The 21,977-nt window shown below is 61.5% G+C and carries 20 protein-coding genes; 9 read left to right on the top strand and 11 right to left on the bottom strand.

Annotated elements, in window-relative coordinates; all coding sequences use genetic code 11:
* Positions 1 to 4: 4 nt before the first annotated feature.
* From GA0061102_RS00270 to GA0061102_RS32470, 5 genes are all read right to left on the bottom strand, one after another.
* The gene (locus GA0061102_RS00270; RefSeq protein WP_092842947.1) at positions 5 to 448 is read right to left on the bottom strand and encodes a YybH family protein; all 444 of its coding nucleotides are present in this window, start codon (positions 446 to 448) and stop codon (positions 5 to 7) included.
* Between the two features lie 101 nt (positions 449 to 549).
* The gene (locus tag GA0061102_RS00275; protein WP_092842949.1) at positions 550 to 2,760 is read right to left on the bottom strand and encodes a 3-hydroxyacyl-CoA dehydrogenase NAD-binding domain-containing protein; all 2,211 of its coding nucleotides are present in this window, start codon (positions 2,758 to 2,760) and stop codon (positions 550 to 552) included.
* Positions 2,761 to 2,772: 12 nt separating this feature from the next.
* Positions 2,773 to 3,981 (bottom strand): acetyl-CoA C-acetyltransferase, encoded by a 1,209-nt coding sequence (locus GA0061102_RS00280; RefSeq protein ID WP_092842951.1) that lies wholly within the window; start codon positions 3,979 to 3,981, stop codon positions 2,773 to 2,775.
* A 35-nt stretch (positions 3,982 to 4,016) separates the two neighbouring features.
* On the bottom strand, positions 4,017 to 5,813 hold the full coding sequence (locus GA0061102_RS00285) for an acyl-CoA dehydrogenase C-terminal domain-containing protein (RefSeq protein ID WP_092842953.1): 1,797 nt from the start codon (positions 5,811 to 5,813) through the stop codon (positions 4,017 to 4,019).
* 57 nt (positions 5,814 to 5,870) lie between these two features.
* Complete coding sequence (locus GA0061102_RS32470; RefSeq protein WP_139115009.1) at positions 5,871 to 6,179, bottom strand: hypothetical protein; 309 nt, start codon at positions 6,177 to 6,179, stop codon at positions 5,871 to 5,873.
* Positions 6,180 to 6,291: 112 nt separating this feature from the next.
* Here GA0061102_RS32470 and GA0061102_RS00290 point away from each other — a divergent pair, with 112 nt between their 5' ends.
* The 3 genes from GA0061102_RS00290 to GA0061102_RS00300 all read left to right on the top strand — a co-directional run bounded on the left by GA0061102_RS00290 (position 6,292) and on the right by GA0061102_RS00300 (position 11,995).
* The gene (locus tag GA0061102_RS00290; RefSeq protein ID WP_092842955.1) at positions 6,292 to 9,960 is read left to right on the top strand and encodes an SEL1-like repeat protein; all 3,669 of its coding nucleotides are present in this window, start codon (positions 6,292 to 6,294) and stop codon (positions 9,958 to 9,960) included.
* Positions 9,961 to 10,265: 305 nt separating this feature from the next.
* Positions 10,266 to 11,189 (top strand): sulfite exporter TauE/SafE family protein, encoded by a 924-nt coding sequence (locus tag GA0061102_RS00295; protein ID WP_092842957.1) that lies wholly within the window; start codon positions 10,266 to 10,268, stop codon positions 11,187 to 11,189.
* Positions 11,186 to 11,995: a TIGR02186 family protein gene (locus GA0061102_RS00300; RefSeq protein ID WP_092842959.1), complete on the top strand. Its 810-nt coding sequence runs from the start codon at positions 11,186 to 11,188 to the stop codon at positions 11,993 to 11,995. Before GA0061102_RS00295 ends, GA0061102_RS00300 begins: the two co-directional genes overlap by 4 nt.
* Here GA0061102_RS00300 and GA0061102_RS00305 read toward each other — a convergent pair whose 3' ends face one another.
* The gene (locus GA0061102_RS00305; RefSeq protein ID WP_092842961.1) at positions 11,996 to 12,499 is read right to left on the bottom strand and encodes a winged helix-turn-helix transcriptional regulator; all 504 of its coding nucleotides are present in this window, start codon (positions 12,497 to 12,499) and stop codon (positions 11,996 to 11,998) included.
* A gap of 108 nt (positions 12,500 to 12,607) precedes the next feature.
* Here GA0061102_RS00305 and GA0061102_RS00310 point away from each other — a divergent pair, with 108 nt between their 5' ends.
* Positions 12,608 to 13,168 (top strand): dihydrofolate reductase family protein, encoded by a 561-nt coding sequence (locus tag GA0061102_RS00310; protein ID WP_092842963.1) that lies wholly within the window; start codon positions 12,608 to 12,610, stop codon positions 13,166 to 13,168.
* On the opposite strand, the gene pdeM is transcribed toward GA0061102_RS00310, so the two are convergent.
* Together pdeM and GA0061102_RS00320 are read right to left on the bottom strand one after the other, a co-directional pair.
* Positions 13,165 to 13,905: a ligase-associated DNA damage response endonuclease PdeM gene (pdeM, locus tag GA0061102_RS00315; protein ID WP_425348505.1), complete on the bottom strand. Its 741-nt coding sequence runs from the start codon at positions 13,903 to 13,905 to the stop codon at positions 13,165 to 13,167. The genes GA0061102_RS00310 and pdeM overlap by 4 nt on opposite strands.
* A gap of 60 nt (positions 13,906 to 13,965) precedes the next feature.
* A complete protein-coding gene (locus tag GA0061102_RS00320) occupies positions 13,966 to 16,476 on the bottom strand; it encodes a ligase-associated DNA damage response DEXH box helicase (protein ID WP_092843640.1) in 2,511 nt (836 codons plus the stop codon).
* 95 nt (positions 16,477 to 16,571) lie between these two features.
* On the opposite strand from GA0061102_RS00320, the gene GA0061102_RS00325 reads away from it, so the two are divergent.
* Together GA0061102_RS00325 and GA0061102_RS00330 are read left to right on the top strand one after the other, a co-directional pair.
* Entirely contained in the window at positions 16,572 to 17,075 is a 504-nt protein-coding gene (locus GA0061102_RS00325) for an RrF2 family transcriptional regulator (protein ID WP_092842965.1), read from the top strand.
* Between the two features lie 30 nt (positions 17,076 to 17,105).
* Positions 17,106 to 17,567 carry a carboxymuconolactone decarboxylase family protein gene (locus GA0061102_RS00330; RefSeq protein WP_092842967.1) on the top strand — a complete coding sequence of 154 codons (462 nt, stop codon included), beginning with the start codon at positions 17,106 to 17,108 and terminating at the stop codon, positions 17,565 to 17,567.
* 72 nt (positions 17,568 to 17,639) lie between these two features.
* On the opposite strand, the gene GA0061102_RS00335 is transcribed toward GA0061102_RS00330, so the two are convergent.
* Entirely contained in the window at positions 17,640 to 18,680 is a 1,041-nt protein-coding gene (locus tag GA0061102_RS00335) for a glutamine synthetase beta-grasp domain-containing protein (RefSeq protein WP_092842969.1), read from the bottom strand.
* A 440-nt stretch (positions 18,681 to 19,120) separates the two neighbouring features.
* Between GA0061102_RS00335 and GA0061102_RS00340 the strand changes: the two genes are divergently transcribed.
* Positions 19,121 to 19,315 carry a DUF2735 domain-containing protein gene (locus tag GA0061102_RS00340; RefSeq protein WP_092842971.1) on the top strand — a complete coding sequence of 65 codons (195 nt, stop codon included), beginning with the start codon at positions 19,121 to 19,123 and terminating at the stop codon, positions 19,313 to 19,315.
* A 25-nt stretch (positions 19,316 to 19,340) separates the two neighbouring features.
* Here GA0061102_RS00340 and GA0061102_RS00345 read toward each other — a convergent pair whose 3' ends face one another.
* Positions 19,341 to 19,976, bottom strand: coding sequence for a YitT family protein (locus GA0061102_RS00345; protein ID WP_092842973.1), 636 nt, complete (start codon positions 19,974 to 19,976; stop codon positions 19,341 to 19,343).
* Positions 19,977 to 20,083: 107 nt separating this feature from the next.
* Positions 20,084 to 21,031 carry a class I SAM-dependent methyltransferase gene (locus GA0061102_RS00350; protein WP_092842975.1) on the bottom strand — a complete coding sequence of 316 codons (948 nt, stop codon included), beginning with the start codon at positions 21,029 to 21,031 and terminating at the stop codon, positions 20,084 to 20,086.
* A 165-nt stretch (positions 21,032 to 21,196) separates the two neighbouring features.
* On the opposite strand from GA0061102_RS00350, the gene GA0061102_RS00355 reads away from it, so the two are divergent.
* Together GA0061102_RS00355 and GA0061102_RS00360 are read left to right on the top strand one after the other, a co-directional pair.
* On the top strand, positions 21,197 to 21,463 hold the full coding sequence (locus GA0061102_RS00355) for a DUF6460 domain-containing protein (protein WP_092842977.1): 267 nt from the start codon (positions 21,197 to 21,199) through the stop codon (positions 21,461 to 21,463).
* Position 21,464: 1 nt separating this feature from the next.
* Complete coding sequence (locus tag GA0061102_RS00360) at positions 21,465 to 21,968, top strand: CAP domain-containing protein (RefSeq protein ID WP_092842979.1); 504 nt, start codon at positions 21,465 to 21,467, stop codon at positions 21,966 to 21,968.
* Positions 21,969 to 21,977 lie beyond the last annotated feature (9 nt).

Genomic DNA, 21,977 nt, shown 5'->3' on the forward strand with positions numbered 1-21,977 from the left:
ATGCTTACGGTTTGAGACCACGCTCGGCAAGGCCGCTGCCGTCCATCGCAAACGGCACCGACGTGTGCTCATGAACGATCGTCCAGACTCCGGCCTCCTTTCTGAGGCCGAGCGTTTGGCGAAACCATAGATCGACCTCGAAGCCATCTGATTTCTTACCGGTCATCTGCACGAGGCCGGTCCAGAAGGCGACATCACCACCGACAGTCAGCCTGACATCGACGGCATCGCCGCCGATCGGCCCTTCCCACGTCGAAAACCAGCCTTCCAGACCCTTTTCGCCTTTGCCCTTGTGCACCAAAGGTGCCGCCAGAGTGAAACTGACGACATCGTCGCTCAGGTGCCGAACCACACCCGCTGCATCCTTGTTGCCAAGAGCAGAAGCCCAGCTTGCAAGCGTTGTGTTGATGGCCTCTGCCTCGTCGCGATTGCCGATGATCTCGATCATGTCATCCTCCTCGGTTTGATGAGCTCAAGCAGAGGACGAACGAAAAGGGCCGCTCCCGACAGGAGCGGCCCATTATTTGTCGTGATGGATGACTGCTTGTCTCAAGCGGCCTTTTCGACACGGTAGGGATCGAAGCGTCCGTAGAAAGTCTCGCCTTTCGCGGCCATGTCCCTCAGCAGCGCCGTCGGCTTGAAATGCGGGCCATAGGATGCCGCAAGCTTTTCACAGAGATCGACAAAAGCCTTCACGCCCATGCCGTCGATGTAGGACAGCGCGCCGCCGGTGTAGGGGGCGAAACCGAAGCCGAGGATGGAGCCGACATCAGCCTCGCGCGGGTCAGTGACGATGCCCTCTTCCATGGTGCGGGCCGCCTCGAGCGCGATGGTGACGAGGAAGCGCTGCTTCAGCACGCCGACATCGACCTCATCGGCCTTCTTCTGCGGATAGAGATCCTTGAGGCCCGGCCAGAGTGACTTCTTGGCCGGCTTCGGCGGATAGTCGTAGAAGCCCTTGGAATTCTTCCGGCCCAAGCGACCCTCGCCTTCGACGAGACCGGTGACCAGCTGCATGTGACGCGGGTCGACCGCCTTCTCGCCGAGATCGGCAACAGTCGCCTTCAGGATCTTGTAGGAGAGATCGATGGCGACTTCGTCGTTGAGCGCCAGCGGTCCCACAGGCATACCGGCCATCTTGGCGGCATTCTCGATCATGACAGCGGGCACGCCTTCGATCAGCATGTCATAGGCTTCGTGGATATAGCGGAAAACGCAGCGATTGACGAAGAAGCCGCGCGTGTCGTTGACGACGATTGGAGTCTTCTTGATCGCGGCTACGTAGTCCAGCGCGACGGCGATGGCACGGTCACCCGTTTCCTTGCCGAGGATGACTTCGGTCAGCATCATCTTCTCGACCGGCGAGAAGAAGTGGACGCCGATGAAATCGACGGGGCGCTGCGAATTCTTCGCAAGGCCTGATATCGGCAGCGTCGATGTGTTGGAGGCAAAAATAGCGCCTGCCGGCAGCACGGCTTCGACGGCCTCGATGACGGCTTTCTTGACCTCGCGATCTTCGAACACGGCTTCGATGACGAGATCGGCATCCTTGAGATCGGCATAATCGGCCGAAGGCGTGATGCGGGAGAGCAGAGCGGCACCTTCTTCCTGCGTCAACCTTCCCTTACCGATCGAATCCTTTACCAGCCCCTCGCCGACGCCCTTGCCCTTGGCCGCGGCTTCGATGTCGCGATCGATGAGCGTGACGGGGATGCCCGCAGCTGCCGTGACATAGGCGATGGACGCGCCCATGAAGCCGGCGCCGACGATGCCGACCTTCTTCAGCTCCGTCTTCGGCTGGCCTGCCGGGCGGCGGGCGCCCTTGCCGAGTTCCTGCATGGAGATGAACAGCGAGCGGATCATCGAATAGGCTTCGGTGGTCTGCAGAACATGCGTGAAATAACGCTGCTCGATCTTCAGGCCGGTATCGAAGGGAACCTGCAGGCCTTCATAGACGCATTTGAGGATGGCAAGCGCCGCCGGATAATTGCCCGACGTCTCGCGGCGCAGGATGGCCGGTGCGGCCGGCCAGAGCTGGGCTGCGGCAGGCGTCCAGATGCCGCCGCCCGGTGCCTTGAAACCCTTTTCGTCCCAGGGAGCCACAGGCTTCAGGCCGTCCTTGATCATCTGCTTGGCGGCCGGGACCAGCTGGTCCGGCTCGACCACCTGATGCACGAGGTTCATCGCCTTGGCGCGTGCCGCCGTCAGCGACTGCCCCGTCGTCATCATCTGGAGGGCGGACTGAGCATCCGTCAGGCGCGAGACGCGCTGCGTGCCGCCGGCACCCGGGAAAAGGCCGACCTTGACCTCCGGCAGCGCGATCTTGATGCTCTTGGCGCTCGATGCGACACGGCCATGGCAGGCGAGCGACAGCTCGAAAGCGCCACCCATGCAGGTGCCGTTGATCGCAGAGACCCACGGCTTGCCGCAGGTTTCGAGCTTGCGGAAGAGGCCCGTCATACGCCCAACGAGATTGAAGAGCTTCTGCGCGGCAGCAGCCGGGTCTTTCGCCTTCTCATCCTGATAGAGCGAGAACATCGACTTGATCATCGACAGATCAGCGCCGCCGGAGAAGGAGGACTTGCCCGAGGTGAAGACCACGCCCTTGACGGCCGCATCGGCGACGGTCGCGTCGATGATGGCGCTCAGCTCATCCATCACCTCGGCGGTGAAGACGTTCATGGACTTGCCGGGCATGTCCCAGGTGACGAGTGCGATGCCGTCTGCGTCGGTCTCAACGGTGAAATTTGTGTAAGCCATTGTTTTCCCTCCTCAGACGCGTTCGATGATCGTGGCCGTGCCCATGCCGGCACCGATGCAGAGCGTCACCAGCGCGGTATTGAGGTCGCGGCGCTCCAGCTCGTCCAGCACTGTACCGAGGATCATCGCGCCGGTTGCGCCGAGCGGATGGCCCATGGCGATAGCGCCACCATTGACGTTGATCTTGTCATGCTCGATGTCGAAGGCCTGCATGTAGCGCAGCACGACGGCGGCGAAGGCTTCGTTGAGCTCGAATAGATCGATGTCTGCAAGCGTCAGGCCGCTGCGCTTCAAGAGCTTTTCGGTGACGTCCACCGGGCCGGTCAGCATCAGCGCCGGGTCGGAGCCGATATTGGCAAAGGCCCTGATGCGGCCGCGCGGCTTCAGACCCATGCTCTCGCCGCCAGCCTTGGAACCGAGCAGCACGGCGGCAGCGCCGTCGACGATGCCGGAGGAATTGCCGGCATGATGCACGTAGTTGATGCGTTCCACTTCCGGGTGCGCCTGAATGCCGACGGCTTCGAAGCCGCCCATCTCGCCGGGCAGCTGAAACGAGGGATTGAGCGAAGCCAACGCCTGCATGTCAGTGCCGGGGCGCATGTGCTCGTCGCGATCGAGAATGGTCAGGCCGTTGATATCCTTCACCGGAATGACGGAATTCTTGAAATAGCCCTTCTCCCAGGCATGAGCTGCGCGCTTCTGGCTTTCAACGGCATAGGCATCGACATCATCGCGCGAGAAGCCGTATTTGGTGGCAATGAGATCGGCCGAGACGCCCTGCGGCATGAAATAGGCCGGGAAATTGACGGAGGGGTCCATGAACCAGGCACCGCCGGACATGCCGAGACCGACGCGCGACATGCTTTCGACGCCGCCGGCGATGACGATGTCATCAGCACCCTGCGCGATCTTGGCCGCACCGAAATTCACGGCATCGAGACCGGAGGCGCAGAAGCGCGAGATCTGCATGCCGGGCGCCTTGGTGGAATAACCGGCTTCGAAAGCGGCACCCCTCGGGATGACGGCGCCGGCTTCCATGACCGGATCGACGCAGCCCATGATGATGTCGTCAACGGTTTCGGTGTCGAGGCCGTTGCGGTCGCGGAGTGCTTCCAGCGCCTTGGCCGCAAGTCGCACGGACGGCACCTCGTGCAGCGATCCATCCTTCTTGCCGCGCCCGCGCGGCGTGCGCACATGGTCGTAAATGAAAACCTCGGTCATGTCTCATCTCCCTGCAGCGGCAAGCGCCGCCCTGCTCAAAAGGCTTCCGCAGCCAGTTCCATCATCGTGTCGGCGCCGGTTTCGATGCGGGCCTTGCGCAATGCCGTTTCCGGCATGATGCGCTCCATATAGAACCGCGCCGTGACAAGCTTGTTCTTCAGATAATCCTCGCGCGCGCCGTCGCCGCCCGCAAGGCCTGTCTGCGCCGCCTTCGCCATCTTCGCCCACATATAGCCGAGGACGACGAGACCGAAGAGGTGCATGTAGTCGGTCGAGCCGGCACCCGCATTGTCGGGCTTGGCCATGGCGTTCTGCATGAACCACATGGTTGAGGCCTGCACATCGTTCAAGCCCTTCTTCAGATGCTTGGTGAAGAAGGCCATCTGCTCGTCGTTGCGGTTCTCCTCGCAGAAATCGCCGATCTCCTTGAACAGAGCCATGACGGCGCGGCCGCCGTTCAGCGCCAGCTTGCGACCGACGAGATCGAGCGCCTGGATGCCGTTGGCGCCCTCATAGATCATGGAGATGCGGGCATCGCGGACATACTGGCTCATGCCATGCTCTTCGATATAGCCGTGACCGCCGAAGACCTGCTGCGCCATGACGGCATGTTCGAAGCCCTTATCGGTCATGACGCCCTTGAGAATCGGCGTTGCCAGACCAAGGATATCGTCGGCTGCCTGGCGGTCCTTCTCGTCCGGGGAGCGATGGGCGATATCCGACTTCAGCGCCGTCCACAGCAGGAAGGCACGGCCGGCTTCGTTGAAGGCGCGAATGGTCATCAGCGAGCGGCGGATATCGGGATGGACGATGATCGGATCAGCCTTTTTGTCCGGCGCCTTGGGGCCGGAGAGCGAGCGGCCCTGGATGCGCTCGCGGGCGTAGTTTGCTGCGTTCTGATAGGCGATCTCGGCAATAGAGAGACCCTGCAGGCCGACGCCGAGGCGCGCCTCGTTCATCATGACGAACATGGCGTTGAGGCCCTTGTTCTCGGCGCCGATCAGGAAGCCGGTGGCCTCGTCATAGTTCATCACGCAGGTCGCGTTGCCGTGAATGCCCATCTTGTGCTCGATCGCACCGCAGGAGACCGGGTTGCGCGCGCCAAGCGAGCCATCTTCCCTGACGAGGAACTTCGGCACGATGAACAGCGAGATGCCCTTGGTGCCTTCAGGCGCACCTTCGATGCGGGCAAGGACGAGATGGACAATATTATCCGTCATGTCGTGTTCGCCGGCGGAAATAAAGATCTTCTGGCCGGAAATCTTGTAGCTGCCATCGGCTTGCGGCACGGCCTTGGCGCGCAGCAGGCCAAGATCGGTGCCGCAATGCGGCTCGGTGAGGTTCATGGTGCCGGACCAGATGCCCTCGACCATCTTCGGCAGATAGGTCTGCTTCTGCGCGTCGGTACCATGCACGAGGATGGCGGCGATCGCGCCCTGCGTCAGGCCCGGATACATCATCAGCGACATATTGGCGGCAGAGGTATACTCGCCGACGGCGCAGTGCAGCACATAGGGAAGCCCCTGCCCGCCGAATTCCTCCGGCACCGCCAGACCCAGCCAGCCGCCTTCGCGATAGGCGCGATAGGCTTCCTTGAAGCCCTTCGGCGTCGAGACGGTGCCGTCGTCGTGGCGCACGCAACCTTCCTGATCGCCCGAATAATTGAGCGGGAAGAGCACTTCTTCCGACAACTTGGCCGCCTCGCCGACGATCGCCTCGATCATGTCGGGCGTGGCGTCCGCGTAGCCGGGCAGGTTGTTGTAGCGCTCCACCCCGAGCACATCGTTCAGGACGAAGAGCGTATCGTTCACGGGGGCCTTGTAGACTGGCATCTTTCGAATTCCTCCAATTCGCCGCCGGACCTCAGATTCCGGTCACTGCGGTTACTCTTACAAAATATTGACGTTTGCGTAAACGTCAAATTTGTATCGCACCGAATTTTTGGCGAAGCGATGGAACGGCGCTTCGATCGGCACGAACGGAACGCAGCGTTTCCAAAGACCTTCCGGGGTTTGCCCCATAAGAATATCGGGGCATCCGACAGCAGAACCGAAATAAAAGGTTAAGACTTCCGATAAACTTAACGAGTTGTTTACCACGTTTCGTAAATTGTACGAGTTGAGCAGCGGTGCTTCGCGTTTCTTCAACTTATCCTTTGATGACGCGCTGTCTTTGCGGCTCTGTTTAAGGAAAGCCAATACATTTATCCCTTTCCGAACGGCGGGATCCGGGCAGCGCGGCAATGTCGCAACGTCTTTCTTCCGTCAACATGGTGACCTGGGTGGTCATAGTTCGAGGCGAGCAAAAGATATGAGCGGATCGCGATCAAATCCTACCAGCACGGGCGACTGGACGTCGCTGGATGCTCTGAGCCGCACAATCGAGGGGCTGGAAGCGCGCATCGAGGGATTGATGGGCACCGCCGCCTCGCGCGATACGCACCAGCGCGTCGCTGCCGGCTATGGTGCCGTTCCCGAGCGCACTGCTCCGCCGGAGCGCATGCCGCCGCGCCCCGAACGCGAATACCCAGCCAGCCGGCCCTATGAGCGTCCGCTGCGCTCCGAGCGCCAGGAGAACGACGTCTGCCCCGATCCGCTTGTAGAAATCCGCCAACGCCAGCGCGCGCTCGAGGCAAACCGCGAGCGGCTGCTTTCCCGCCGCGAAGAAATCCCGCAGTCCGAACCGCAGCCGGTTCGTCGTCCGCTCGATCCCTATAGCCAGCGCCAGCCGCAACGGCCGACCGCTGAAAATTCCGTCGACATCGCTCAGGCGCTCGTCAATCTTCGCCAGGATCTGAAGCGCGATATCGCCGACAGCGTGACCCGCGAAGTGAACTCGCTGCGCGCCGAAATTCGCGATATCCGCGAGAACACGAACGACAGGCATTTCGCAGCCGACGTTCGCGAGGATATGGCGCGGCTTGCCGACAGCATCAATCAGCTTACCGGGCAGCCTGAGACGGCCGGCCTGAAGGCCGAGTTCGACGAGCTGCGCTCGCTGATGGATGGCCTTGCCCGCGAGGAGTCCCTCCACCATGTCGGGCGCCAGGTGAAGGCGATCGACACCACCGGCCTGCAGGACGAGCTCGTTTCGCTCGCCTATCGCCTCGACGATATCAAGCAGCACCTCGGCGGCATGAATGACAGCCCCGCGGTGCATGCGCTGGAAAACAAGCTGCTGACGATTGCGACCGCGATGGAAAGCCTCGGCTCCATGATGCAGCCGCAGGACCAGGCGATGCAGCGGCTCGAAGGACGACTCAGCGGTCTTGCCGACCAGATCGACGTGATGAGCAGCGACGCGGCTCGACGCCAGCCTGCCGACGATCTCTCCGGCCGTCTCGAAGCGCTCTCCATGCGCATCGACGAGCTGGGCAGCGCCAAGGCCGTCGCCCGCCTCGAGGAGCGCCTGGACCAACTCTCGCATCTGATGGAGCGCTCGCAGAAGGCGGCGCCGCAGCCCGAACTCGTCACTTATCTTGCCGATATCTCCCACAAGATCGATGCGCTGGAACACGGTTCGGTCGGCAACGTCCTGGCGGACCGCCTGGACTACCTCGCCCGCCGCATCGACGAGATGGATTTCCATCCGCCCGTTCCGGCCGCAAGCCTTGACGACAGCGCCGCGCGCCGGCTGGAAGGCCGCCTCTCCGACATAGCGGCACGGCTGGAAGCCAGCACCGCAGCACCGCCGACGGATATGCAGGCGATGCGCAGCCTCGAAGAGCAGATCGCCCATCTGTCCACTCTGCTCACCAACGAGCCCCGCGCGGCGGCCGACCATTTTCCCGTCGATTTCGATCGGCGGATGGGCGCCATCGAAGACTATATGGCGACCAACGACGAATACATCATCGAGGCGGCACGCCATGCGGCGGAAACCGTCGTCGAGGCCTATTCGCGTGACGGCGGAATGGTCAGCGGGGTGCGGCCTGGCGACATGGCGGCACTGACGGCGCTCGCCGAAGACCTGCGCCATCTTGAAGATCTCAGCCGCGCCAGCGACGAGCGTACGCATCGCACCTTCGAGGCGCTGCACGACACGCTGCTGCAAATCGCTGACCGGCTCGACCACATGGAACATCGCCGGCCGGCACCGGCCATGCCCGCAGCGACCTTCAAAAGCGACGTCTTCGCGCAAGAAGATGCCCCGGCCATCAGGCCGCCGATGGCAGCGCCGCAGAAGGCAGGCCCGATCATCCGCACGGTTGCGCCCGCAGAGTCTGCCGCCGATTCCGAAACCGTTGTCGCGCAGGCAATCGATGCCAATACCAAGGCGGAAATCAAGGCTGCCGCCAAGAAGAGCGGTTCGAGGGCTGGCCTTCTCGCCAGCCTCGGCAAGCGTCTCTTCACGCCGGAAAAGGCCGAGCCGATCTTCCTGCCGGACCGCCCCGTGATCGAACAGGCGCCATCGATCGATCCCGCCGACATGATGCCGGCTGAAGAAGCCAACGAGCTGCTGGAGCCTGGCTCCGGCGCACCCGACATCAAGAGGATCCTGGAGCGAGTGCGCGCCAGCCAGACCTCCGCTCGCGGCGGCCGCCAGCCGACCGAGAACGAGCGCGCCGACTATATCGCAGCCGCCCGCCGCGCCGCACAGGCTGCGGCAGTAGAAGTCGATCAAGCGCAGCGCGGCACCGCACCATCCTCCAAGAAGGATGCAAAGACGGGCGGAGCATTTTCGCGCTTCCGCCGCCCGATCCTGCTCGCGATTGGCGCTGCGCTGCTGGCGATCATGGCTTTCCCGCTGGTCAACACTCTGACGCGCGGCCAGAAGGCGCCGCAGCCGGCGCAGATTTCGACCCAGGTTGCACCGGCAGACAGCGCCGCGACCAACAGTGTCGCCGCCACCGCCAACGCGGCCGGCAACAATCAGCTGCCCGGCGCGGGCCAGACCGCAACGCCGGCGGCCACCGCGACGAATGCGACAGAGGTTCAGCCCGCAGCGGCACCTGGCAATCCGACGCCTGCGCCAACCGACGACCACCCTGCAGCGGCGGCTCCGCTCGACGGCAATCAGGGCGCTACGGAAATTCCGGCGACCAGCGAAGCTCCTGCACAGCAGACCGCAGCTATCGCCCCCACCGACAAAGTATCCCTCGCGGCTCCGGCAGCAGCAGATATCCAGGTGCCTGACGGCATCCAGCCGCCATCGCTCGCCGCCGCAGCCAAGTCGGGCGACCCCGTTGCGCTCTTCGAGATCGGCGCGCGCTACACCGATGGCCGCAATGTCGCGACGGATCTGAAGCAGGCGGCAAGCTGGTACCGGCTTTCGGCCGACAAGGGTTACGCGCCGGCACAGTACCGGCTTGCTAGCATGTACGAGAAGGGCAACGGCATCGACCGCAATCTCATCAAGGCCAAGGAAAATTACGAGCAGGCCGCCAATCAGGGCAACGCCAGCGCCATGCATAACCTCGCCGTCCTCTACGCCTCGGGCGCAGCCGGCCAACAGGATTACGACTCCGCTGCAAACTGGTTCACGCGCGCCGCCAATCTCGGCGTCTCCGACAGCCAGTTCAACCTTGCGATCCTCTACGCCCGTGGCAACGGCGTGAAGCAGGATCTGCAGGAGTCCTACAGGTGGTTTGCGATCGCCGCCAAGAGCGGCGACAAGGACGCCGCGCAGAAGCGCGACGAAGTCGCCAACGCCATGAAGCCGGCCGATCTCGAAGGTGCGCGCGCCAAGGTCGATCTCTGGAAGGCCCAGCCGGCCGATCCCAAGGCCAACGGCACGGACGTTCCCGATGAATGGACGACCGGCAAGGGCGTGAACACGGCTTCCATCGACATGAAGAAGGCCATCCGCAACATCCAGGCCATCCTCAACAAAAATGGCTTCGATGCCGGCGCACCTGATGGTGCGATGGGTGACAAGACAGTTGCGGCACTGAAGAGCTTTCAGAAATCCGTCGGCCTGCCGTCGGATGGACGGGTAACGGATCAGGTCGTCAAGGAGCTTCTGGCCCGCAACAAGTAGACCTTGCTGTTCCTTCGGAATTCAGAATAGCAGCACGCTGGCGTTACCACGGCGGCGTGCTTTTGTTTTGCGGAGGTTCGATGCGCGCAGCCGCAGGCCGCACGCACCTTGCCCTTCCGGCATATCGCCGTCACAGAAAAGCGGAAAAAGCCGCGCTAGAGTGGCACGAGCAATTCTAAAACTGACGCCACGGAGCTTTTCCTAAGGCTCTGGCAATGATTGCAGATTAGAATTCGCCGCTTAAAAGGGGAAAATGGTTCAGGCTCCGATCATCGTGCCGGAATGCCTGCAAGTGGGAACAGCGCGTGACGATCTATCTGCCGATCGCAGAACTGTCGGTGAATATCCTCATCATTCTCGGCATGGGCGCAGCCGTAGGGTTCCTCTCCGGCATGTTCGGTGTCGGCGGTGGCTTCCTGATCACGCCGCTCCTCATCTTCTACAACATTCCCCCGGTCGTCGCTGTTGCCACCGGCTCCAACCAGGTTGTCGCCTCCTCGGTGTCGGGAGCGCTCACGCATTTTCGCCGCGGCTCGCTCGACCTGAAACTGGGCACGATCCTGCTTGCCGGCGGCCTGGCGGGCGCGACATTCGGCCTCTGGCTGTTCGTGCTGTTGCGCAGGCTCGGGCAGATCGACCTGATCATCTCCTTGATCTACGTGCTCTTGCTCGGCACCGTTGGAACGCTCATGCTCTGGGAAAGCGTGCGCGCCATGCGCCGGGCTGCGGGCAAGCTGCCGCCGGCGAGCGGCAAGCTGCGCCATCACAATTGGGTGCAGCGCCTGCCGCTGAAGCTGCGCTTCAAGAAATCCAAGCTTTATCTCAGCGCCATTCCGGTCATCGGCCTCGGCTTCTTCGTTGGCATGCTGACGCCGATGGGTATCGGCGGCGGCTTCATCCTCGTGCCGGCCATGATCTATCTGCTGCGCGTTCCGACGAACGTCGTCGTCGGCACCTCGCTGTTTCAGGTCATTTTCGTGACGGCCTTCACCACGATCGTGCAGGCGGCCACCAATTATTCCGTCGATATTATCCTGGCTTTCCTGCTGATGGTGGCAGGCGTCGTTGGCGCTCAATATGGCGTTCGTGTCGGCCAGAAGCTCCGCGGCGAGCAGCTTCGCGCCCTGCTCGGTCTCCTCGTCCTTGCCGTTGGGCTTCGTCTGGCGATCGCTCTCGTGGTCACGCCGGCGGACGTCTATTCTATCGTCATGGAAGGGGTCAGCCGATGAAAGGTTTTGGGCTGCTCATTGCCGCGACCTTGCTGCTTGCGCCGATCGCCGCACAAGCGCAGGTGCTGCTCGATCAGCCGACAACCTCGACGACCGCGCGCGAGACGATGGAAATCGGCACATCGACCAGCGAGATCGCCATCACCTCGGACTTCACCGGCGCCGATCTGACAATTTTCGGCGCGCTTTCCAACACCGACCAGCTGCTTCTGGCGATCGGCCAATATGACATCGTCGTCGTGCTGGAGGGGCCACGCGAAAATGCGACGGTGCGCAAGAAGCAGCGTGTCTTCGGCATCTGGGTCAATACCCGCTCGATGACGTTCGAGCATGTGCCGCAGGCCTATTCGCTATCGAGCACGCGCGCCGTAGACAACATCACCGCGCCGCTGGAACTCAGCGACCGCGGCATCGGCGTCGACCATATACCCCTCACCCCGGTCGGCTTCGTCGGCAATGTCGGCGACGTCCCGGAGTTCCGGCAAGCCTTCCGGCGGCTGCAGGCATCAGGCGGGCTTTACGAAAGCGATCCGGCGGGCGTGCGCTTCGTCAGCTCCTCGCTTTTCAAGGCGACGCTCAGAATTCCTGCCGACGTGCCGAACGGCGTGCACACCGTTCGCGCCTATCTCTTCAAGAGCGGAAAGTTCATCGGCGAGAAGGCTTTGCCTTTGCGCGTCATCAAGACCGGCATAGAGCAGATGATCACGGATGCGGCGCATCAGCAGCCGATCGCCTATGGCGTATTTTCCGTGTTGCTGGCCCTGGCTACGGGATGGGGAGCCAGCTTCATGTTCCGGAAAAACTGATCAGCCGTTCTTCTTGCGATTGACGACTTCGAGATAGGCTTCGGTCAATCGACCGAGGACGGAGGGCGTGCCCGGCGGCAGCACCTTGCCGAGATGCTTGGCGCGCAGCTCCTCCATGAAATCCTCCCATAGGTTCGAGCCACCATTCTCCAGCAGTTCGGCCCGGATCGACAGTTCTTCCGATACCGCCAGATGCTTGCGGCCCCAAGCGCCCATATGGGCGAAGAGCGGCACGAGGTCGATCGCCATTTCGGTCAAGCTATAGACGGCCTTCTGCTTGTGAGTGGGATCGTCCGCGCGCGTCAGCAAGCCGCGCTCGACCAGCCGCTTCAGGCGGTCGGCAAGGATGTTGGAGGCGATCCCCTCCTCCGAATTTTGCAGCAGCTCGCGAAAGTGACGGCGATTGCCGAACATGATGTCTCTGATGACGATCAGGCTCCAGCGATCCCCGAGAATTTCCAGCGTCAGATTGATCGGGCAGCCGGAACGATGTGATGCGTCCATAATGATCTCCAAAAACTGCTTGCATTTTGCCATCGGTGTAGCTAGCAATCAACCGCTTGCTTTTAGTAACCAGTTTCATTTGTGAAACAGTTTGCCACGGAGGAAATGATGAGAAAGCTTGTTGTCTGGAATCTCATGACGCTTGACGGCTATTTCGAGGGAACCAAGCCCTGGGATCTCGATTTTCACATGCTCGCATGGGGCGACGAGCTGGAGCGCTATGCGACAGACCTCGGCAAGGAAGGCGATCTGCTGATCTTCGGCCGCAAGACCTATGAAGGCATGGCCGCCTACTGGTCGACCGCAACGGAAACGCCCGCCATCGCCGCCTACATGAACGGCATCGCCAAGATCGCCGCCTCGCGGACGCTCGACAAGGCGGATTGGAATAATACCCGCGTCGTCGGCGACATTGCCGCGGAAGTGAAGACGCTGAAGGAAGAACCCGGCAAGACCATGTTCGTCTTCGGCAGCGCCGAGGTGACGGATGTGCTGCTCAAGGCTGATCTGGTGGACGAGATCCGCATCTGCCTTGTTCCCGTCGTGCTGGGATCAGGCAATCCGCATTTCAAGCCGGCAACGGCGCAGCGGCCGTTGAAGCTCATCGACTCCACGGCCCTCAAGACCGGGGCAGTCGTCCTGCGTTACGTACCCGCAAACGTAGCTTAGGCAGATAGGTTACCGAACCGCACGGAATAGATCCGGTCGCGGCCGAGCAGATGAGCGATCAGGCTCTCCCGCTCGAAGAGACCCGCCATCGCCTTGTGGCGGAGATCGAGGCCGCCCGCCATCACGCCGAAGGCCGGCATCAGCAGACGGGCGCCATCCGTCGCAAAGCACGGGCGGCGCACCGACTTTTCACGACGGCGAACGGTGGCGGAAGGATGCAGGTGGCCGGCGATTTCGCCAGCCTGCCGGCCCGCCTTCGGTTCGTGGCGGAAGGTGAGCCCGCCATAAAGCACCTCGTCGACGGAATGGCCGGGAAGGTCGACCGTGCCATCCGGATCGTGATTGCCGTTGATCCAGATCCATTCGCGGCCACGCGCCATGTTGACGATGAGGCTGCGAAACTCTTCCGGCAAATGCTGCGAACCGACCCGATCATGGAAATTGTCGCCGAGCGACACGACGAGCTTCGGATCGTAGCGGGAGATGACGGCGGAGAGAACGGTCAGCGTCGCCAGCGTGTCATAGGGCGGCAACAACATACCGCGACGGGCAAAGGCCGCCCCCTTTTCCAGATGCAAGTCGGAGACAACGAGAATACCAGCATCCGGCAGATAGAGCGCGCCAAGCGGATCGCAGACGGCCGCGACACCGTGAACAATGGTCTCGACGCCCGCAGCGGGCGCAGATTCGCCGCTGTCTTGGCAGTTCAAGCTCCGTGCCAGCGCCAGCCGGTTGATCACCTCAGTCCATCCTCGTTCATCTGTTGCGCATGATCTTACCCGAAACGGCGTCACGCTTTATTCCATCGCCTCGCGGATCAGGTCGTCGGCGGCCTCCGCAAGCAGGACATCGTGAGCCTCGCCCGGTACCGGCACCTTGCCGATTTCCAGCATCACCGGCACGGCGAGTGGCGAAATATGATCCAGCGCCCGGTGGGTGATGTGACCTTTGATTCGCTTCAGCATATCCGCAAGACGGCCAATATCCAAAAGTCCCGTCGCCGCATCCTGCCGCGTTGCCTGCAATAAGATGTGATCCGGCTCGTGGCTGCGCAGCACGTCGTAGATCAGATCGGCAGAGACCGTCACCTGACGGCCGGTTTTTTCCTTCCCCGGATGCCGGCGCTCGATCAAACCGGCAATCACGGCGCAATTGCGGAACGTGCGTTTCAGCAGGAAGGATTCGTCGAGCCAGGCCTCGAGATCGTCGCCGAGCATATCCTCATCAAAGAGATCGGCAAGGCTGAGGCGGCGGTTGGCAATCATCAGCCCCATATCCTCCAACCCCCAGATACCGAGGGAATAATCGGTGGCGACGAAACCCATGGGCTTGGCGCCTGCCCGCTCCAGCCGCCGGGTCAACAGCATGCCGAGCGTCTGGTGCGCGAGCCTCCCCTCGAAAGGATAGGCGACCAGGTAGGCACGGCTGCCACGCGGGAAGGTCTCGACCAGAAACTCATTGCGTTTCGGCAGCAACGACTTCTCTTTCTGGATTTCCAGCCAGTCGCGCACCTGATCCGGTAGGCGACGCCGCCGGTGGGGATCGGCAATCATCGCCCTCACCTGATCGGCAAGATAGGTCGAAAGCGGAAACTTGCCGCCGGCGTAGGAGGGGATTTTCGGGTCCAGCGAAAAGGCCTGTGACGCCAGGCATTCGCTCTCACGGATGCCTTCGAAGCGCAGCACCTTGCCGGAAAAGAGGAAGGTATCGCCGGGCGAAAGCTGCTCGACGAAATATTCCTCGACCTTGCCGAGCGGCGCGCCGCCTCTTCCGAGCGAGCCCAGCGCATTGCGCTTGACCATGCGGATATTCAGCATCGCCTCCTCAACGATGGTGCCGAGATTCAGGCGATATTGCTGCGCCACCTGCGGATTGGAGACGCGCCAGCGCCCTTCCGGCGTCTTACGGATGCGGGCATAGCGCTCATAGGTTCTGAGCGCATAGCCGCCGGTGGCGACAAAATCGACGATGCGCTCGAAGGTCTCCCAGGAAAGCTCGGCATAGGGAGCGGCACTCTGCACCTCGTCATAAAGCTCCAGCATGTCGAAAGGTTCGGCACACGCCATGCCGAGCACATGCTGGGCGAGAACATCGAGCGCGCCGGCGCCGATCGGCGGCGTATCCTGCGCGCCGATATAATTGGCATCGAGAGCGGCCTGACACTCCATGACCTCGAAGCGATTGGCCGGCACCAGGATCGCCTTCGACGGCTCGTCCATGCGGTGATTGGCGCGGCCGATGCGCTGGGCAAGCCGGCTTGCTCCCTTCGGCGCGCCGACATGGATGACGAGATCGACATCGCCCCAGTCGATGCCAAGATCGAGTGTCGAGGTGGCGACGACGGCGCGCAACCGGTTCTCCGCCATGGCCGCCTCGACCTTGCGGCGCTGGCCGACATCGAGCGAGCCGTGATGGAGCGCGATCGGCAGATTGTCGTCATTGGCCGACCATAGCTCCTGAAACAGCATTTCCGCCTGCGAGCGCGTATTGACGAACAGCAGCGTCGTGCGATGCGCCTTCAGCTCGCGATAGATATCGGGGATCGCATATTTGGCGGAGTGGCCGGACCAGGGGATGCGCTCTTCCGTCGCAAGGATCGAGATATCGGGCTTTGCGCCGCCCTCGACGATGACGAGGCCGGCATGGTGCTCTTCCCCCTGCTCTTGCGCCACAAGCCATTTCTGCAGGTCCATGGGGTCGGCCACGGTCGCCGAAAGGCCGATGGTCTGCACATCGGGTGCGAGCTTGCGGATGCGGGCAAGGCCGAGCGACAGCATATGGCCACGCTTGGAGGTGACCAGCGAATGCAGCTCGTCGAAGACGATGTACTTCAGGTCCTCGAAGAAGCGCTCGGCCTCGCGGTTGGCGAGCAGCAGCGCCACCTGCTCCGGCGTCGTCAGCAGAATATCGGGCGGATTGAGCTTCTGCCGCTGCCGCTTGCCGCTTGGCGTATCGCCGGTGCGGTTCTCGACGGAGACCGGCAGGCCCATTTCGGAAACGGGCTTCATCAGGTTGCGCTCGATATCGACGGCCAGCGCCTTCAGCGGTGAGATGTAGAGCGTATGGCTGCCGGTGAAGGCCGAGCCCGGTGGGATCTTGCCGCGACGAGTGAGATCGGTGAGCGACGGCAGGAAGCCTGCGAGCGTCTTGCCAGCGCCGGTGGGCGCGATCAGCAGCGTGCTTTCGCCGGCCTCAGTGCGCGCAAGCAGTTCGAGCTGATGGGCGCGTGGCTGCCAGCCCTTTTCCGCAAACCAGCGGGTGAAGGGTGCAGGCAGGGCGAGAGGATGCTTCGGGTCAATCTGGTCCACGCCCAAACCCTAGCGGCAAATTACGGAAAAAAGAAAGGGCTTGACGGGCATCGTAATCACGGATAAAAAATATCCATGATTAGAAAGGCAGAGAGATGAAGCTCGGAGACGGCGTCGAACAATCCATCCATTGCGTTGGCATGCTGGCGGGCCTGTCCGATGGCGGAGTGCTTTCGGCAGCGGCACTTGCGGAATTTCACGGCGTCTCGGTCAGCTATCTTCTGAAGCATCTGCAAGCGCTTTCGGGCGCCGGCATTCTCGATACCGTGCCGGGGCCGAAAGGTGGCTACCGGCTTGCGCGCAAGCCGGAGGACATCAGCCTGCTCGATATCGTGCTGGCGGCGGAAGGGCCGGCGCCCGCCTTTCGCTGCGCGGAAATCCGCCAGCGCGGCCCGAACCCTCTGGAAGGGCGCTATTTTGCCAAGCCATGCGGCATCAATGCCGCCATGCTGGCTGCCGAACGCGTCTATCGGGCCGAACTGGCCAAGACGAGCATCGCCGACGTGCTGACCGATCTTAGGCAGACGGACACGGATGGTGGAATAGCCGCGAGAGGCTGCGCCTTTCTCGAGCTTCATGAACGCAAGACCAAAAACTGAACCCTAAGACCTGAACCCAAGGAGAAGACCATGCATCCCCGTTTCAACTTCGCCAAAGCTTCGCCTGACTCCTACAAGGCCGTCGTCGCACTGGAGAACTTCGTTCAGAGCAGCGGCCTCGAACGCCGCTTCATCCACCTGATCAAGCTTCGCGCCTCGCAGATCAACGGCTGCGCCTACTGCGTCGACATGCATGTGAAGGAAGCCCGGCACGATGGCCTTAGCGAACAATGGATCAACCTGATGTGCGTCTGGTGGGAATCGCCTGTTTACGACGACCGCGAACGCGCCCTGCTGCGCTGGGTCGACTCGGTGACCAAGATCGCACAGACCGGCATACCGGATTCCGACTATGAGCCGCTGAAGCAGCATTTCAGCGAAGAGGAGATCGTCAAGATCACCGTCGCGATCGCCACGATCAATGTCTGGAACCGCCTTGCCGTCGGCTTCCGTTCGCAGCATCCGGTCGATGCGGCAAACAGGGCTGCTTGAAGCAGGCCATCAGAATGCAAAAAGCGCGGGACCGAAATCCCGCGCTTTCTATTTGTACCAGTCTCACAGAACTTAGGCAGCTTCCGAAGCGAAGCCAGCCGTCGGAACTTCCGAGATGGTCTTCAGAACCTGCGAAGCGATCTGGTAGGGGCAGCCCTGAGAGTTCGGACGACGATCTTCGAGGTAGCCCTTGTAATCGTTCTTGATGAACGAGTGCGGAACGCGGATCGAAGCACCGCGGTCGGCAACGCCGTAGCTGAACTTGTTCCACGGAGCCGTTTCATGCTTGCCGGTCAGGCGCATGTGGTTGTCCGGGCCGTAGACAGCAATGTGGTCGTGCAGGTTCTTGTCGAACTGAGCCATGAGCGCTTCGAAATAGGCCTTGCCGCCGACTTCGCGCATGAACTTGGTCGAGAAGTTGCAGTGCATGCCCGAGCCGTTCCAATCGGTGTCGCCGAGCGGCTTGCAATGGAACTCGATGTCGATGCCGTACTTTTCGCACAGACGCAGCAGCAGGTAGCGTGCCATCCAGATCTGGTCGGCGGCCTTCTTGGAACCCTTGCCGAAAATCTGGAATTCCCACTGACCCTTGGCCACTTCGGCGTTGATGCCTTCGTGGTTGATGCCTGCTTCGAGGCAAAGGTCGAGATGCTCTTCAACGATCTCGCGAGCGACATCGCCGACGTTCTTGTAGCCGACGCCGGTGTAGTACGGGCCCTGCGGAGCCGGATAGCCGGATTCCGGGAAGCCGAGCGGACGGCCGTCCTTGTAGAAGAAGTATTCCTGCTCGAAGCCGAACCATGCGTCCTCGTCATCGAGGATGGTCGCGCGGCTGTTGGATTCGTGCGGCGTGACGCCATCCGGCATCATGACTTCGCACATGACGAGCGCGCCGTTCGTACGAGCCGGGTCCGGATAGATGGCGACGGGCTTCAGCACGCAATCGGAGCTGCGGCCTTCGGCCTGCATCGTCGACGAACCGTCGAAGCCCCAAAGCGGAAGCTGCTCGAGCGTCGGAAATGCTTCGAATTCCTTGATCTGCGTTTTACCGCGCAGGTTTGGTACCGGGGTGTACCCGTCGAGCCAGATGTACTCGAGCTTATATTTCGTCATTACGCACCTCATAACAGTTAATCAGGCAAAGCAGGAAACTTGCCCGGCGCGGCTGCCGGAAAATTCCTCGCCACGAACGGCTGCCAAGGAAGAAGCATTTGCCGTGCCAGATTGCACGGACACGCGGCTCTCCAGGTGAGTTTTTTATGATTCGGTCGTTTTCAGGCCGGATTTCTGGGTGCCAACCGTCGGATTCTTTTCAAATCGCAGGCACCATTCCGGCCGAGCTGACAAGATGTCGCAGGCTCGCGTGCTTTGGAATGGCTTGGAAAGCCGGCAGGCCAAAGAAGCGGCATCGATCCCGCCATCGCCAAATTGCCTATAATTTCAGCATTCAGCATTTTTTTTAAGCGGAATGATGATATTCGCTTTGGGCTTTGCTATATATGAGCTGTCTCTTCAAGCGCGCCCGCTTGAAAACCAAAAGGGAGAGACGGCGAATGGCAATCAGTGCTCGACATGAAACGGCAAAGATCTATCAGTTTCCGGTCACGGCCCGCGCTACGGCGGTGAGCCAGCAGCGGCCGAAGGTCAACCTTACGCCCGACATCGGCCCGAGCATTGCGTCGGCTGCATTCGATAGCTGGTATCATGAAGCCGCGCTCACCGAGACGGATCCCAGCCGCAAGCAATAAGGCTACCGCCGATTACAAGGCCCACTTACAAGGCGATGTAGCGATCCGAGCGATGATTGATCGCGACGAAGAGATTGAGCGCGATTGCGCCGATCACCGAGCAGATGACCACGGTCGGCGTGGTCACCGCGAAAGCGACGGCGAGCACGCATAGATCGATCGCAAGCTGCACCAGCCCTGCCCTGATACCGAAACGCTCCTGCACATAAATCCCCAGAATGCCGACGCCGCCCAGGCTGGCGCGGTGGCGATAGAGTGCAAGCAACCCGAAGCCGAGCAGGATGCCGCCGAGGATCCCTGACCAGAGCGCATTGATATGTGCGATATCGAACAGGAGCGGCTGCAGGTTGGTAAGCAGTGACGTCAGCGCAATGGCGATGAAGGTCTTGACGGTAAAGGCGGGACCGAGCTGCTTTAGCGACAGATAGAAGAACGGCAGATTGACCACGAAGAAGGCCAGGCCGAAATTCACACCAATTGCGTAATGCAGCAGGAAAGCGACGCCGGCAGTGCTGCCGGTCAAAAGGCCGGCACTTGAAAGGCAGAATAGCCCCAGCGACGAAATCAGGCTGCCGGAAATGATGCCCTGAACGTCCTCGACCCATGAATGCCGGGTCGCAGATGTATTCCAGACGCCAAAAGTGGCCTTCGCGTTCGCCATGTGCTTTCTCCTGTGTTTCCGGAGCTTTCTGCTGAAAGCTCTGGCGACAATCAAGCGAAAATACGTAAGCAATGCTGACCTATTTTAAATTCGCAAGATTCGAATAGTCAGGCCGATTTGCGGGTAATGAACAGAATGCCATGGACCGGTTTTCCGGCATCCATGCGAATGACGCTACGGGCTAGGTCCTGCACGGCAAAGCCGTGATCGGCCAATATCTCCCGCACATAGGCTTCCGAGTGTGCGAAGCGCAGAGAATCGCGCAGCACATAGCCTTCTGCCTGTTGCTGCGCATCCTCGACCGAAAAGGCAAAGACGGCGCCATCAGCCGAAAGCTCGCGCACGATCACCATCACGCCTTGCAGATTGCCCAGATACATCAGCACGTCGGCGGCAGTGATCAGGTCCGCACGGCCCGACGCCATGCCGGCGTCGAAAACGCCTGACAGATCCGGCGCCAAAGACAGATCGGCCTGGCCGAGATGGTCGTAGACATTCTTCTCGGCCGCTCTGGCAAGCATGCCCTTCGACAGGTCGTAGCCCTCGAGCCGATCGACACGGCCCCGGATTTCCGGCCCCAGCAGGCCCGTTCCGCAGCCAAGGTCGACGGCGAGACGGAAATGTTTCAGAATGTCGGCCGTCTCGGCAATCAGAGCGGCAAGCTTGCCGGGTACGCTATAGCCGAGCTTTTCGACAAGCGAGGTTTCGAAGCGATCGGCGTAATCGTCGAACAGCCGCTCGACATAGAGGCTCGGCGGTCGGTCCGGCTGTTCGGTGCCACCGAGAACGGCAAGCTTCAGGCGGGCACCGAAGACATCGCCCGCATCAAGCGTCAGCACCTCATTCAGCGCGGCGATCGCGCCCGCCACGTCGCCGGCCTTCTCGCGATAGGTCGCAAGCGTAAACCAGCCCGCCGCCCAGCGTGGCACCAGCTCCAGCGCCTGCTCCATGAGTTCGGCGGCGCTTGCAGGCTCTCCGCTTTCGGCAAGCATCTTCGCGTAGTCGGCGCGGCGGTCGGCAATGACATCGCCGGAGGAAAGCTGGCTTGGCGGCATCGGTTTCATCCTGTTTGACGCTCGGCTTTGAACGCGGCCATAAAAAAACTCAAGTCCTATTTCAGGCAGTCGCCTGTTTGAGGTGCACGCCAGGCAAAAGTGCTTGCGAGTCGCAGGCCCCGGCCCTATCTCAACACCACCGACTGCCATCATGGAGACGTCAGTATGTCCGATCAGGTGAACAGATTCCTTGGCGACTCGCCCGGTCGCACGCTGGTGAAGCTCGTTATCGTATCGCTCGTCGTCGGCTTCGTGATGAAGTTCTTCGGCTGGCGGCCGCTCGATTTCTTCTATGGCGTCCGTCGCTTCCTGCTCGACCTCTGGCACAGCGGTTTTGCTGCGCTCGGCGAGTTCGGCGATTATGCGCTGATCGGCGCAACCATCGTCATTCCCATCTTCATCATCCTCCGCCTGTTCAATTATCGCAGCTGACATGACCTCCCAGACACTGAACTACACGCGCCGCGATACGCTGCGCCTCGCCGCCCTTGCGCTCACCGCATCCGTCGCAAGCTGTGCCACGCCGCCCGCCCGCGTTTCCAAAACGCCCGCCAGCGACCAGACCGCCTCGGCCCTGCCGCTCGTTAATGCGCTGCGGGCCAAGAACGGCCTGCCGCCGCTGAAAATCGATACCGCCGCCGGTGCCGCCGCCGTCTATCAGGCGCGCCGCATGGCGGATGCCGGCAAGATGGAACACCTGATCGGCATCGGCGACGATTTCGGCAAGCGGGTCAAGGCGAGCGGGGTCAAGCTGCCAGCGGCAGAGAACATTGCCGAGGGACAGCGCGACGTGAATGCGGCCGTGACGGCCTGGATCAACTCGCCGAAGCATTTGCACAACATGCTCGGCAAATATGACGGTCTTGGCGTTGCTCTCGCCTATACACCCTCTTCCGGTGACAAGCCCTATTGGTCCATGGTGCTCTCTTCAAACTGAGGAGGCGTA

Origin of the sequence: Martinezella miluonensis (assembly GCF_900094545.1) — a bacterium.
GTDB classification, from domain to species: domain Bacteria; phylum Pseudomonadota; class Alphaproteobacteria; order Rhizobiales; family Rhizobiaceae; genus Rhizobium; species Rhizobium miluonense.